At 54.3% G+C, this 13,289-nt stretch carries 12 protein-coding genes; 1 reads left to right on the top strand and 11 read right to left on the bottom strand.

Annotation, left to right across the window (positions count from 1 at the left end):
* Positions 1-31: 31 nt before the first annotated feature.
* The 6 genes from gmk to GYMC10_RS09720 form a co-directional block, all read right to left on the bottom strand.
* On the bottom strand, positions 32-604 hold the full coding sequence (gene gmk, locus GYMC10_RS09745; protein WP_009592584.1) for a guanylate kinase: 573 nt from the start codon (positions 602-604) through the stop codon (positions 32-34).
* A 13-nt stretch (positions 605-617) separates the two neighbouring features.
* Positions 618-878, bottom strand: a complete 261-nt coding sequence (gene remA, locus GYMC10_RS09740) for an extracellular matrix/biofilm regulator RemA (RefSeq protein WP_006209218.1) — start codon at positions 876-878, stop codon at positions 618-620.
* Positions 879-931: 53 nt separating this feature from the next.
* The gene (locus GYMC10_RS09735) at positions 932-1,819 is read right to left on the bottom strand and encodes a YicC/YloC family endoribonuclease (RefSeq protein WP_015734329.1); all 888 of its coding nucleotides are present in this window, start codon (positions 1,817-1,819) and stop codon (positions 932-934) included.
* Between the two features lie 38 nt (positions 1,820-1,857).
* Positions 1,858-3,729 carry a bifunctional homocysteine S-methyltransferase/methylenetetrahydrofolate reductase gene (locus GYMC10_RS09730; RefSeq protein ID WP_015734328.1) on the bottom strand — a complete coding sequence of 624 codons (1,872 nt, stop codon included), beginning with the start codon at positions 3,727-3,729 and terminating at the stop codon, positions 1,858-1,860.
* A 181-nt stretch (positions 3,730-3,910) separates the two neighbouring features.
* A complete protein-coding gene (gene dapF / locus GYMC10_RS09725) occupies positions 3,911-4,747 on the bottom strand; it encodes a diaminopimelate epimerase (protein ID WP_036666168.1) in 837 nt (278 codons plus the stop codon).
* A gap of 76 nt (positions 4,748-4,823) precedes the next feature.
* Positions 4,824-7,619, bottom strand: coding sequence for a calcium-translocating P-type ATPase, SERCA-type (locus GYMC10_RS09720; RefSeq protein ID WP_015734326.1), 2,796 nt, complete (start codon positions 7,617-7,619; stop codon positions 4,824-4,826).
* A gap of 184 nt (positions 7,620-7,803) precedes the next feature.
* Here GYMC10_RS09720 and GYMC10_RS09715 point away from each other — a divergent pair, with 184 nt between their 5' ends.
* Positions 7,804-9,561, top strand: a complete 1,758-nt coding sequence (locus GYMC10_RS09715; protein ID WP_015734325.1) for an NFACT family protein — start codon at positions 7,804-7,806, stop codon at positions 9,559-9,561.
* Positions 9,562-9,668: 107 nt separating this feature from the next.
* On the opposite strand, the gene GYMC10_RS09710 is transcribed toward GYMC10_RS09715, so the two are convergent.
* From GYMC10_RS09710 to GYMC10_RS09690, 5 genes are all read right to left on the bottom strand, one after another.
* Positions 9,669-10,535, bottom strand: coding sequence for a PHP domain-containing protein (locus GYMC10_RS09710; RefSeq protein ID WP_015734324.1), 867 nt, complete (start codon positions 10,533-10,535; stop codon positions 9,669-9,671).
* 42 nt (positions 10,536-10,577) lie between these two features.
* Positions 10,578-11,474, bottom strand: a complete 897-nt coding sequence (locus GYMC10_RS09705) for a selenium metabolism-associated LysR family transcriptional regulator (RefSeq protein WP_015734323.1) — start codon at positions 11,472-11,474, stop codon at positions 10,578-10,580.
* 116 nt (positions 11,475-11,590) lie between these two features.
* Positions 11,591-12,028: a hypothetical protein gene (locus tag GYMC10_RS09700; RefSeq protein WP_009589660.1), complete on the bottom strand. Its 438-nt coding sequence runs from the start codon at positions 12,026-12,028 to the stop codon at positions 11,591-11,593.
* Between the two features lie 419 nt (positions 12,029-12,447).
* Positions 12,448-12,711, bottom strand: coding sequence for a YlbG family protein (locus GYMC10_RS09695; RefSeq protein ID WP_006209210.1), 264 nt, complete (start codon positions 12,709-12,711; stop codon positions 12,448-12,450).
* A gap of 47 nt (positions 12,712-12,758) precedes the next feature.
* Positions 12,759-13,196, bottom strand: coding sequence for a YlbF family regulator (locus tag GYMC10_RS09690; protein WP_015734322.1), 438 nt, complete (start codon positions 13,194-13,196; stop codon positions 12,759-12,761).
* Positions 13,197-13,289 lie beyond the last annotated feature (93 nt).

Raw genomic sequence — 13,289 nt, 5'->3', positions numbered from 1 at the left:
GAAAGTTTTACGCCGTCTATGAAAAGACAGCTTACTTTCTCACCTTACAATGTTCGGCTATAATGATAGATTGTATTCTCTCGCAAGCAAGATTGATTTCATCGTTCACTACGGCATAATCATAATGCTGCAGCAGATTGATTTCGTCAACAGCTACGGACATGCGGTGGTCGATCGTGGCCTGACTTTCTGTCCCCCGGCCCTGGATCCGATCTTTCAGTTCGTCCAGCGACGGCGGCATCAGAAACACAAAGATACCGTCCGGAAACTTCTCCTTGACCTTCAGCGCCCCCTGCACTTCGATCTCCAGTATAATATCCTTGCCGGTGGCTAATGTTTCTTCCACAAAATCACGCGGGGTTCCATAATAGTTCCCGACGTATTCCGCATATTCGAGAAGCTGGTCGTTCTCAATCATATCCATGAATTGTTCCCGACTTTTGAAAAAATAGTTTACGCCGTTTACCTCGCCGAGCCGCGGCGAACGCGTCGTAGCCGACACCGAATACACCAGTTCCGGAACCCGGCTGCGAAGTGCCGTACAGACGGTTCCCTTTCCAACGCCGGAAGGACCGGACAATACAATCAATAATCCTTTAGACATAGTACTCCTCATCTTATTCGTCGTTGTCGTCATCTTTGCTGGACAGACGGTGAGCCACCGTTTCCGGCTGTACAGCCGATAAAATCACGTGGTCGCTATCGGTAATGATAACAGCCCTCGTCCTTCGGCCATATGTAGCATCAATCAGCATATGACGGTCCCGTGCTTCTTGAATGATCCGCTTGATCGGAGCCGATTCAGGACTCACGATTGAGATGATCCGATTGGCCGATACGATGTTTCCGAAGCCAATATTAATAAGTTTGATTGCCATAGTGCGGTTGCTCCCCCTATACATTTGACTCTTACTTGCCGATGAAACTGCGGTTATTCCACATTGGCGGCTTGTTCACGAATCTTCTCCAGTTCCGCTTTCATTTCGACAACACGGTTTACCAGAGTCAGATGATTGGCTTTCGATCCAATCGTATTGACTTCTCTGTTCATTTCCTGAATCAGAAAATCCAGTTTACGGCCTACAGGGCTTTTCTGAAGTAGCAGCTCCCTGCATTGTTCCAAATGGCTGTGAAGTCGAATCAACTCCTCGTCCACATTGGAACGTTCAGCAAACAGAGCGACTTCCATTCCGAATATATGTTCATCAACAGCAAGCGATCCGTCATCAAGAGATTCAATGCGCTGCCGCAGGCGCTTCCGGTATTCGGCCGGAACCTCCGGAGCAAGCTCGGTCATCTCCCGGTGCAGCTGCTGCAAGCGGTCAAGCCTCTGCCCGATATCCTTCGCGAGAAAAGCGCCTTCCCTGCTGCGCATCTGGACCAGACCCTCAAGCGCTTGTTCCAGACCTTGAAGAAGCGCATCATTCCATAACCTCTGCTGCGCTTCATCCATGGAAAGTCCGCTCGGAGTTACAAGAACATCTGGCAGCGTCAAAATATCCCGCACCGCCAGATCTCCCGTGATTCCGTATGACTTCAAATCCTCGGCTGCCTGTAAATACGCTTGAACCATGGCATGGTTCAGCACGGCACCCTGAGACTCGCCGTTGTTTTCCTTGTTAATATAAACATCAATCCGTCCGCGTCCGATCCGGCTCTGTACCGCCCGTCGAAGCGTATCCTCGAAGAGTGCCCATTCACGGGGCATGCGAAAGACGATCTCGCAGTACCGGTGATTAACTGACTTCACTTCGAAAGAGATACTGTAGCCTTGAAAATCGACAACGGATTGCCCATATCCGGTCATGCTCAATGACATCGGAATCACATCCATTACACTATTGTAATTGATAATTATTAATGAAACAAGGGGGTCAATCGGCGGCCCGATTTCTCCCAGACGTACTCCATTAATTGTACGCTCATTTCATAGAACATAAACGGCGTCATCAAATAGATGCCGTTAAAATGCTCTGTCGCAACATCCAGCAGCTCCTTGCCGATCTTGACGCCCATCGCCCGGCCCGCTTCGCCTTCAAGTCCCGCCATGCGGCTGCGGACTTCGTCCGACAGCTGAATGCCCGGCACCTCATTGTGCAAATACTCGGCATTGCGCCCGCTTGCCAGCGGCATGATGCCGATGAAGATTGGAATATCCAGATGCGCCGTCGCTTCCCGAAGCCTAACCATTAACTCGGGATCGTAAACGGGCTGCGTCATGACGTAATCGGCGCCCGAAGCAATCTTCTTCTCCAAGCGGGCAACCGCTTTGTCCAGATGCCTTACATTTGGATTGAACGCTGCCCCGACAACGAATTTGGCTTTTTGTTTCAGCGGCTTTCCGGAGAAAGCAATGCCGTCGTTCAGCTGCTTGATCATCCGAATGATTTCAAACGAGGTCATGTCGTAAACCGAGCTGGAATCCGGCAAATCCCCAAAACGGGCCGGATCCCCCGTCACCGCAAGCACATGGTCGATGCCGAGCGCGTCGAAGCCCATCATGTGCGACTGCGTCCCGATCAGGTTCCGGTCGCGGCAAGCAATGTGGATCAGCGGCCGCAGTCCCGTGCGTGCTTGTACCAGATGGCCGAGAGCCATGTTGCTCATGCGGGTTACGGCCAGCGAGTTATCCGCAAGGGTCAGCGCATCGGCTCCCGCTTTTTTCAAAGCTTCCGCGCCTTTCATGAACTTGGTGATATCCAAATCCCTCGGAGGGTCCAGCTCCACGATAACCGTATGCCGTTCCTTTACGATATCGACAATCGTCGGCTCCCCGCTGCGCTCGTAGAATTGCTCCTGGGCGGTTTCGTGAATCACGATCCGGTTGATCTCCGCCTCTTCGACGGCAGGGAGCGGCGAAGGAACGTAGCCGGATAGCGCCGAGGAAATTTCCGCGATATGCTCCGGCGTCGTCCCGCAGCAGCCGCCGATAATGCGGGCGCCGCGATCCGCAAACTCCAGGGCCGTTTTCCCGAAATACTCGGGACTCGCGCCATACCGGTATTCCCCGTCCACATAATCGGCGATTCCCGCATTCGGGTAGACCGAAGCCGGAAGATTCATGATGCCGTTCAGGGTTTCCAGCGCGCGCATGATGCCGTTCGGCCCCGTCCGGCAGTTAAACCCGATCACGTCCGCGCCTTCATGGCTCAATATGCGGTATGCATCCGGCATCGTGAAGCCGTCCAGCGTGCGGGCAATATCCTCCACCGCGAACTGGCAGATCACCGGCAGGTCGCTCAGCATCCGTGCCTGCGCCAAAGCCAATTGCATTTCATCCACGTCGTAGAACGTCTCGAGCAGGATGCCGTCAACGCCTTCGGAGATGAGTACGGACAGCTGCTCTTCGAAGTAACGCTTGAGCTCGCTCGTGGAAATATTGCTTCTTTTGCCTGCCCGAATGGAGCCGACCGCTCCAACCACATATCCTTGATCGCCGGCGGCTTCACGCGCAATTCTCACGCCTGCGCGGTTGATCTCTCCTACCCTCGCCTCCAAGCCGTATTTGGACAGCTTGTCATAATTGGCTGAGAACGTGTTGGTCTCGATGACCTGTGCACCAGCCTCAACATACTGGCGATGAACGTTCCCGATGACCTCCGGAGAGGTTAAATTCAGTTCTTCATATGAAATGCCTACAGGAAATCCTTTTTGATATAAATAAGTACCCATCGCGCCGTCACCGACCAGTACCTGATTCTCCCATGCCTGCCGAAGATTCGGTTTCATCGCGTTTTCTCCTCCACCCGACGTTTATTTTCAACTAATGTATCATAAAACCTCTGCAAAGATAAAGAGACAAAAGGGAGGCCTTCGAAGGCCTCCCTACCGTGTCCGTCCCTGCAGGACAAACTTATGAACATGCTGTTTTTTTCAACTGCCGGAGTAAGAGAAGCGGCCAGCGGATGCCCTAAATTGCCAACTTCCCTTTGTATACAACCTCGGCCGGTCCCGTCATGTACACATGGTTATCAAGCTCATCCCACTCGATGAACAGGTCCCCGCCCTTAAGCGAGATCGTCGCGCTGCGGTCTGTGGCCCCGTTCAGCACGGAGGATACCAGCGTCGCGCAGGCGCCGGTGCCGCAGGCCAGGGTCGGCCCCGCGCCGCGCTCCCATACCCGCATGTCCACTTGACCGCGTGAATTCACCGTTGCAAACTCCACGTTGATCTTTCTCGGAAAGAGCGGGTGCACCTCAAGCTTAGGACCCCATACGCCGAGATCAAAGTTCACCGCATCGTCCACATAAATGACGCAGTGCGGATTGCCCATGGAAACGGCAGTGAATCGGAATTCCCGGCCGTCCACTTCAACGGGATGATTCACCACCGGATTGAGATCGACCAAGGTCGGCACGCTAAGTCCATTCAGGACCGGTTCGCCCATATCGACCCTTACGCTGCTTACTTGACCGTCCTGCACCGTAAGACGCACTTGCTGCACGCCGGCTCCGATGGTTTCTATGGTAATCTCCTCGCGGTCGATATGGCCATGATCGTACACATATTTCGCGACGCAGCGGATGGCGTTGCCGCACTGCTCCGCTTCGGAACCGTCCGAATTCATAATCCGCATCATGAAATCAGCCTTCGCGGAAGGCAAAATATATACAAGTCCGTCAGCACCGATGCCGAAGAAGCGATTGCACAGCTTCACGGCCAATTCGGATGCATCGGATGGAAGTTCCCGTTCGCCGTATACGACAACGAAGTCGTTGCCCAATCCATGCATTTTCGTAAATTCCATCATCAAAACCCATCTCCTCTGCAATTGCTACGCTTGTGCTTAGCATATCGCAGAGGTGATGGGCTATCCATTCATTTTACGCCGAAATATTTGCACTCTTCGTCATCATGCTGCGGCGGTTCCGGTTGCGGTTCCGTCTGCCGCCCCACACGCTTCCGGCCCCCATCAGGAAGGTAGGAATGCCGGCGGCGACGAGTGTCAATGCCCACTCTTTCAGGCCAAGCGGAACCGTCTTGAAGATCGGCTGGAACGCCTCGATGTACATGACGCCGAGCATCAGCAATACCGAGGACAGCACGGCCAGAACCAATGCTTTGTTCTGAAGCGGGTTCCGATGGAAAATCGAGCGCGAGCTGCGACAGTCGAACACATGGATCAGCTGAGCCATGACGAGGGTAGCAAAGGCAACGGACTGCGCCTTGGCCAGCTGCGCCGGATCATTCGGCGCGATGCGCAGCGTGACCCAAAATGCGCCGAGCGTGCACAGGCCGATCAAGATGCCGCGGCTGATGATTTTCCAGCCTAGGCGTCTGGCGAAAATATTTTCCTTGGCCCCCCGCGGCTTGTGCTCCATCAGGTCCTTCTCCGGCTGGTCCACCCCGAGCGCCATGGCAGGGAGCCCGTCGGTGACAAGGTTTACCCATAAAATCTGGATCGGAACGAGCGGTAACGGCAGTCCCATCATCATCGCAAAAAACATCGTCAGAATCTCGCCGACATTGGAGGCCAGCAAATAGCGGATGAATTTGCGGATATTTTCATAAATGCTGCGCCCCTCCTCAATCGCCGAAACAATCGTGGAGAAATTATCGTCACTGAGCACCAGCGACGACGCTTCCTTCGTTACGTCCGTGCCGGTAATGCCCATGGCAATCCCGATATCCGAGGCTTTGATGGCCGGTGCATCGTTCACGCCGTCCCCCGTCATGGCAACCACATGCCCCTTCCGCTGGAGCGATTTCACGATGCGAAGCTTGTGCTCGGGAGAGACGCGGGCATAAACGAAGGTTTGATCCACCCTCGCATCCAGCTCCTTGTCGTCCATTCGGGATAACTCCTGTCCCGATAGCGACAGACCGTTCCTTGGCAGGATCCCGAGCTGGGCCGCGATCGCTTCCGCCGTTGTCCGATGGTCGCCCGTGATCATGACGGTCTTGATTCCGGCGCGGCGGCAAGTCGCAATCGCGTCGCGCACTTCACGGCGCGGCGGATCGATCATTCCGGCCAGCCCCACAAAGATAAGCTGGCTCTCGGCCTCTTTCTCCGTTTCCGGCTTATCATAGGAACGCAAATCCCGATAAGCCAAACCAAGCACGCGCAGCGCGTTGGAAGCCATGCCTTCATTGGCGGCCAGCACCTTCTGGCGGAGCGTGGAGGTCAGCGGCACGACGTTCCCGTCCCACATGATATAAGCACAGGCGTCCAGCAGGACGTCCGGTGCGCCCTTCGTGCAGAGCAATCGTCCGCCCTGATGGCTGACGATGACGGACATCAGCTTCCGCTCCGAATCGAAAGGAAACTCTTTGTCTCTTTGGTAGATGGAGTTCAGGCTGCCCTTCGTCAATCCCATTTTGGACGACAGCGTCAGCAGCGCTCCTTCTGTCGGGTCCCCTTTTAACTCCCAAGCAGCTGCTGCCGGCTCCTCCTTGCCCTTGCGCTTGCTCCGGGCTTCCTCCTGCACATTCTCATAGATCTCCGCATTGTTGCACAGCCCGCTGATTTGCAGCAGTCTGCGAAGCCCCTGATCGGATCTCAGCTCGACAGGCTTGCCTCTGTGGAGGATCTGACCCGTCGGGTCATACCCGTGCCCGGTCACTTCCAGCGTACGTCCTCCCAGCCAAACCTGGGTCACGGTCATTTTATTCTGCGTGAGCGTCCCCGTTTTATCCGAACAGATCACGGATGCGCAGCCCAGCGTCTCCACGGATGGCAGCTTGCGCACGATCGCTTTGCGCTTGATCATGCGCTGCACGCCGAGGGATAGCGCAATCGTGACGATGGCCGGCAGCCCTTCGGGAATGGCCGCTACGGCGAGGCTGACCCCTGCGAAGAACATCCCTGCTGCAGGCTGTCCATGCAGAATGCCTGCGACTACGACCAAGACCGTCAGCCCCAACGACACGGCGATCAGAATTTTGCCCAGCTGCTCCAGGCGATGCTGCAGCGGCGTCTCCTGGGATTCCGTGTTTTGGATCAAATCGGCGATTTTGCCCATCTCCGTATCCATTCCGGTCCGGATGACAACGCCTTTACCCGTGCCGCGGGCCACCATCGTTCCCATGAACCCGATGTTCTTCTGGTCGCCCAGCGGAACTTCCGCATCGTGGATCGGCTCAGCATGCTTATTTACCGGCAGGGACTCGCCGGTCAAGGCGGACTCCTCGACGCTGCAGCTGTTGATCTCCAGCCAGCGAACGTCGGCCGGGATACGGTCTCCGCTCTCGACGAGAATGACATCGCCAGGTACGAGTTCTCTGGCCGTTAGCTGCACCACCTTGCCGTCCCGGATGACCTTGGAGGTCGGCGCGGACAGCTGCTTCAAGGCCCGAAGCGACCGCTCCGCCTTAAATTCCTGGATGAAACCAAGGATCCCGTTGATCAGGATGATGGCGACGATCGTGACGGCATCCAGATACTCGCCCAGCAGGCCGGATACCAGGGTGGCTCCAAGAAGCACCAGCATCATGAAATCCTTAAATTGATTCAAGAACAGAACAAATGGAGAAATTTTAACGCCCTCGGAGAGCTCGTTGTAGCCACTTTTTTTTCGTCTCTCCCCGGCTTCCTCTTCCGTGAGGCCCTGCTCCGGATGCATCTGCAGTACTTGCTGCAATTCATCCGTGTCCATCTGGTGCCATTGCTTTTGTTCCATGCTTCCTTTCCCTCCCGGTTGGTTTTGCAAGTTCCGGCGGATGACAGCTTTTCCACCCTTTCTACGTAAATGTATTCGGACAGGTCCTGAATTATCACAGAAGGGGCCTTAAGTTTTTAAGGGAAATATGGCATCATAGAGAAGTACGATTAGGAAGGGTAACAGACAGATAGGAGAATGAAGGATGGCACTAGACGGCATTGTCACGCGCGCGATCGTGCATGAGCTTCAAGCCTGCCGGGGCGCACGAATCAATAAAATATATCAACCGAACGATCGGGACATCGTGTTTCACATACGCACCCAGCAAGGAAACGCCAAGCTGCTGCTCTCCGCAAACCCCACATATCCCAGGGTGCATCTGACGCAGGAAACGTTTCTCAATCCGGCCGAAGCGCCGATGTTTTGCATGATTCTGCGCAAGCATTGCGAAAGCGGCATCATCGAGGACATCCAGCAGGTGGGCATGGAGCGGATCATCCATATGACGATTCGCCAGCGCGACGAGCTCGGGGATGTTTCCTCCAAGAAAATCATCGTGGAGCTGATGGGCAGACACAGCAACATCATTCTGCTTGATCCCGCGAGCGATACCATACTGGACGGCATCAACCATGTGACGCCCGCCATCAGCAGCTACCGCGTGGTCATGCCGGGATTTTCCTACACGGATCCGCCGGAGCAGCATAAGCGGAGCCCGCTCGAAACTGGGCAGGAAGCTTTCCGGGAGTCCTGCCTGGTGAACGAGGAGCCGGCCGTCCCATGGCTGGTCGGTACATTCAGCGGCCTGAGCCCGCTGGCAGCGCAGGAAATAGCCCACCGTGCAGGAGAAGGCCATCCTGGCGGAAACGAAGGGGAAAAAGATTGCGGCAGCCTGTGGCGTGCATTCGATGAGGTGATGGGGCAAGTCCGCAGCCATCAATATACGCCTATTACAGGCGTCAATGCCAAGGGCAAATCGGTGTTCTCCGTCATACCGCTGACATTGCTTGCGGACGAGACCAGAACCTACGAATCCGTCAGCCAATGCATGGAGGATTATTACGGGGATAAGGCGCAGCGGGACACGGTTAAACAGAAGGTCAGCGACCTCCTCCGATTCCTGCAGAATGAACGGACCAAAAACATCAAGAAGCTGGATAATCTGAACAAAGATTTGGAGGAAGCCGGCGATGCCGATCGGTACCGGATTTTTGGCGAGCTTCTCTTCGCCTCGCTCCATCAGATTCAGAAGGGCGACCGCGAAGTCCAGCTGATCAACTTCTACGATGAAGAGCAGGCGACCGTCACCATACCGCTGGATCCGCTACTGACACCATCGGACAATGCCCAGCGTTATTTCAAAAAGTACAACAAGTATAAGAACAGCCTTGCGGTCATCAATGAACAGTTAATCAAAACCCGTGAAGAGATCAACTATATCGAGAATCTTCTGCAGCAGCTGTCGCATGCTTCCTTGAACGACATCGATGAAATCAGGGACGAATTGGTCCAGCAGGGATATTTAAGAGACCGCAGCCGCAAAACGAAGAAAAAGAAGAAAAACGACAAGCCGACGCTGCATGTCTATACTTCATCCGAAGGCGTCGAGCTCTATGTGGGCAAAAACAACCTTCAAAACGAATACGTGACCAACCGTCTCGCTTCCTCGAACGACACATGGCTGCACACCAAGGATATCCCAGGTTCCCATGTGGTCATCCGCAGCAGCGAGTACGGGGACGCGACGCTCCAGGAAGCGGCGCAGCTGGCGGCTTATTACAGTCAGGCCAAAGAATCAAGCAGCGTGCCCGTCGACTATACGCTCATTCGCCACGTCCGCAAGCCGAATGGAGCCAAACCCGGCTTCGTCATCTACGACAATCAGAAAACGCTGTTCGTGACGCCGGACGAGCAGCTGATCAAGGCCATGCCCAATTCGGTAAAAAACAATCGCAATTAAAATGAACGGAAGACGCGGATAGATCTTCATTCAGCCAAAAAAACGGGTACCCCGCAAGGTCAAAATGACCATCCGGGATACCCGTTTTTCTTACCGTTCCGTCCGTCTTAGGTCCTTGCCCGCGCCTGTTGGAGCTGGTCCAGCACCTGGGTGGATACCTGGCGGCTGCCGATATCCCCATGGAATACCTGGCCTTGCCTCTGTCCATGGTAATCCGATCCGGCGGTCACGATGAAGCCGTACTCCTCGGCCATCGCCAAGTAACGTTCCTCCTCCGATACCCCATGGTCCGAATGATAGACTTCGATCCCCTTGAACCCTGACTCTTCAATGACCGTTCTGACCAACGCATCATCGCCGTAGAGTCCGGGGTGCGCAAGCACCGGCACGCCGCCGGCTTCACGGATCCATTCGCAGGCTTCCTTGGGATGGATCCGCGGCTGCGGTACATAGGCAGCAGCGCCCTGGGCGAGATACCGGTCGAAGGCATCCCGCAGATCCAGGGCATGTCCTTTATGGACCAGCGCATCCGCAATATGCGGGCGTCCGATGCTCTCATCTGGCTCCAGCGGCCGCCCCAATACCGCAATGACTTCCTCCATCGTAAGCTCGATGCCAAGCTCGCGAAGCTTAGCCAAGATCTTCTCATTGCGCTTCTCCCTGGTGCGGCGAAGCGCTGCCAGCCGCTCCAGAAACACGGGGTCCCGGTGATCGACGTAATAGCCCAGGACGTGAATATCCGTCCCGCCTGCCATGGTGCTGATTTCTACGCCGGGGACCACGATGATGTTCAAGCGCTCTCCCGCTTGCAGCGCTTCCTCGATGCCGGCTACGGTATCATGATCCGTAATGGCCAAAGCCCCCAGCCCCCGCTCATAGGCAAGCTGCACGTTCTCCGAAGGCGTATTCATTCCATCCGAAGCCTGGGTGTGCGAATGAAGATCGCAGCCCTTTCGAGACGCAAGTTTATCCATGGCGTTCAATCTCCTTTCGTTGTATATACGGGTATGCTTGCATTAACGCCGTCGCTCTCTTAAATAGGCCAAAAACGTCATCGCCGACATCGGCAAGAGCGCCGACCGCAAATGAATGGAATAGAAATTCCGTTTAAATGACGCATCCGCGATATCGATCATTTTGACTAACCCGAGCGCCGTCTCGTGCTTAACCGTAGAGGTTGACAGCATCGTGATGCCGAGTCCTTCCTCTACCGCCGATTTGACAGCTCCCGTGCTCCCCAGCTCCATCACCGTCTGGATGCTCTCGGGATCGTGCCCCCGCTCCAGCAGCACGTCCTCCATGACCTTCCGGGTGCCGGAACCTTTCTCGCGCAGCACAAACGGATACGTCAGCACATCCTTCAAATATATCGCATCTTCCCTTTGCGCTAAAGGATGGCTGGAAGGAACGATCAGTTTTAGCTCATCTTCCATGACCGCATCCAGCACCATGTCCGGATGTTCCACCGGAGCCTCGATCAATCCGAAGTTCAGTTGATGGCTTGCGATTTCCTCGAGAATCTGCGTAGTGTTCATCACTTTGAGCATTATCGATATGTCCGGGTACTCCCGGCCGAAGGGCCCCAGCAATCGCGGCAGCACATACTCCCCGATCGTCAGGCTTGCCCCGAGCTGCAGCCTTCCCTGAAGTTTGTTCGAGAAAGCCGCCATGGCCGCGTCCGTGGCCTGCGACAGCTCCAGGCTCCTGCGGGCAAAGGGGAGCAGCGTCCTCCCGGCCTCGGATAACTCCATGCGCTTGGTGGAACGGATGAGCAGCTTTGTCCCAAAGTACTCCTCCAGCGCCTGCACCTGCATCGTCACAGCCGGCTGGCTCATATGAAGCGCTTGCGCAGCAGCGGAAAAACTCCCCCGCTCGGCCACCGTGTAAAAGATATGTAGCTGGTGAAAATTCATCGTTTCGGTTCCCCTCTCGCTGCCGCTCTTGTTTTATATTGTAACGGATCGCGGCAGCGCATACAAAAAAAGACATCCGCGCTTACGCTCGCATGCCATTTCATGACTTTATTTCTTTATTTACGCTTGCGGCTGTTCTTGATCAGCGTCATGCGGCGCGAATGACGAAGCCATGAGTAATAAGACTTCAGGTCCCGAAGCTCAATGGTTTCGGACATACGCCCCAAAAATGTTACAATGATCATCCGATGCAGTGGGTTGCCGATCAGATCGCGTTCGTGCTCCAGCTCCGAGAACTCCGCCACAACCACCAGGTCGTCGTCGATCAGATAGACATCCTGTTCGTTGCGGTAATACGGCACGATCCGGTCCTGCTTCAAGCACTCCCACATCCAAGTACCGATTTCCTCGTGGGAGGTGTCATGGCCTTCCACCCGGTCCGTATAACGGCTCTTTGCATGATTGGTAATCACGATATCGGCTACCTTTTTATCATTTAACGTAATATAAAACGGCTCATAGGTGCTCCACCGCTCAGTCCCTTTGTCGCGCATGGAATATCACTCTCCACCAAATGGGTCTTTGTATCTATGTATATATACCCAACATATTACATCATTCCACTGTCATTCACAAGATTGAAACCTCGCTTCTTGTGAACAATCACCGAAAATTTAGAAATAGCTCTAATTGCATCCTGGTGCGGAAGGTGCAAATCCGGATGGAATGATGGGTCCCATTAAAATGTAAATTGTACCTTACTTATACTATTTTATCAAATGCCTTCCGATTTATGCCAATCTATCGCCGCAAATCGAAATAATCTTTGGAAGTTCATGCGTGACTTGCGAGGCTAATACTTTCCAAGGCTTTAAAAAAAGCGGCCCCAGGAGGGGCCGCTTTACGCTTTTCTCGTATTCTTACAAGATACGTGATATGCGATTTACACAGATTCTCGAGCAGGCACATCCTGCTAGGGACCGTAAAACTTGGCTTTATCCGGCCCCTTGCTGCTGTACTCTGTCTTAATCTCGTTCCGGTAGGAGCGCTCGATCTTACGAACGTAGGACAATCTCCGGATGTTCTTCATTGTCTCTTCGGCACGGTCAGCGTTGACGTACATGACAACGTAATGCATGCGGCGCGATATATAATGGACGCTGCCGTATTTCTCCAAATTCCTTGCTGCCTTAACATCGCTGACCCATATAATAAAACCCGTCCGTTCAGCCAACATCCTAAGCTCCTCGCCTCACTTTCGTCTCTATCTCTAATGTATGCCCCTTATCCGCACGAGCAGGCTCCTCCGCTGCCGCACCCCTTCTTCGGAAGAGGGTCATTGCCGGGAACCTTGATGCTCTCCGAAACCGAAAAAGCAATCCTCTCCGACATGGAATGCAGCAGATCGTCCAGATTCTTCTCCGCCTGCTTGAACCGGGCTACGGGCTCAAAAGCCTCCAGTTCCGCTTCCACCGCGGCTACTTCATCCTTGGCCGAATGATAATTCGGGTGAAAGTGGCCGAACCGCTGCGTCTCTTCGAACAACTCCTTCTTCGAGTCAAGCTTTCTGACCAAAGCCTGAATCATGGGGTCATTCTCAACTGCCTGCTTCCAATATAGATAATCCGCCACTTCGACGGAAGCATTAATCATGTCGCCTATTTCGTAGGCATAGGTGAGCACCTCGGCCATATCGACCGTGTTTATTTCCGATACGCTCATGAACTCATCCCGCTTTTCTATTAAATTTGGCCCGCGTGTTGATCGTGGACTCTTTCATCATAGCATAACGCTCGTATCTTAAGAAGGGGGAAT

The organism is Paenibacillus sp. Y412MC10 (assembly GCF_000024685.1).
GTDB lineage: Bacteria > Bacillota > Bacilli > Paenibacillales > Paenibacillaceae > Paenibacillus_AQ > Paenibacillus_AQ lautus_A.
This window is presented reverse-complemented; position numbering and strand designations above follow the sequence as displayed.

Excerpts from the sequence above, each read along its gene's own strand:
- gmk (WP_009592584.1), bottom strand. The coding sequence starts at position 604 with ATGTCTAAAGGATTATTGATTGTATTGTCCGGTCCTTCCGGCGTTGGA.
- remA (WP_006209218.1), bottom strand. The coding sequence starts at position 878 with ATGGCAATCAAACTTATTAATATTGGCTTCGGAAACATCGTATCGGCC.
- GYMC10_RS09735 (WP_015734329.1), bottom strand. The coding sequence starts at position 1,819 with ATGTCATTGAGCATGACCGGATATGGGCAATCCGTTGTCGATTTTCAA.
- GYMC10_RS09730 (WP_015734328.1), bottom strand. The coding sequence starts at position 3,729 with ATGAAACCGAATCTTCGGCAGGCATGGGAGAATCAGGTACTGGTCGGT.
- dapF (WP_036666168.1), bottom strand. The coding sequence starts at position 4,747 with ATGGAATTTACGAAAATGCATGGATTGGGCAACGACTTCGTTGTCGTA.
- GYMC10_RS09720 (WP_015734326.1), bottom strand. The coding sequence starts at position 7,619 with ATGGAACAAAAGCAATGGCACCAGATGGACACGGATGAATTGCAGCAA.
- GYMC10_RS09715 (WP_015734325.1), top strand. The coding sequence starts at position 7,804 with ATGGCACTAGACGGCATTGTCACGCGCGCGATCGTGCATGAGCTTCAA.
- GYMC10_RS09710 (WP_015734324.1), bottom strand. The coding sequence starts at position 10,535 with ATGGATAAACTTGCGTCTCGAAAGGGCTGCGATCTTCATTCGCACACC.
- GYMC10_RS09705 (WP_015734323.1), bottom strand. The coding sequence starts at position 11,474 with ATGAATTTTCACCAGCTACATATCTTTTACACGGTGGCCGAGCGGGGG.
- GYMC10_RS09700 (WP_009589660.1), bottom strand. The coding sequence starts at position 12,028 with ATGCGCGACAAAGGGACTGAGCGGTGGAGCACCTATGAGCCGTTTTAT.
- GYMC10_RS09695 (WP_006209210.1), bottom strand. The coding sequence starts at position 12,711 with ATGTTGGCTGAACGGACGGGTTTTATTATATGGGTCAGCGATGTTAAG.
- GYMC10_RS09690 (WP_015734322.1), bottom strand. The coding sequence starts at position 13,196 with ATGAGCGTATCGGAAATAAACACGGTCGATATGGCCGAGGTGCTCACC.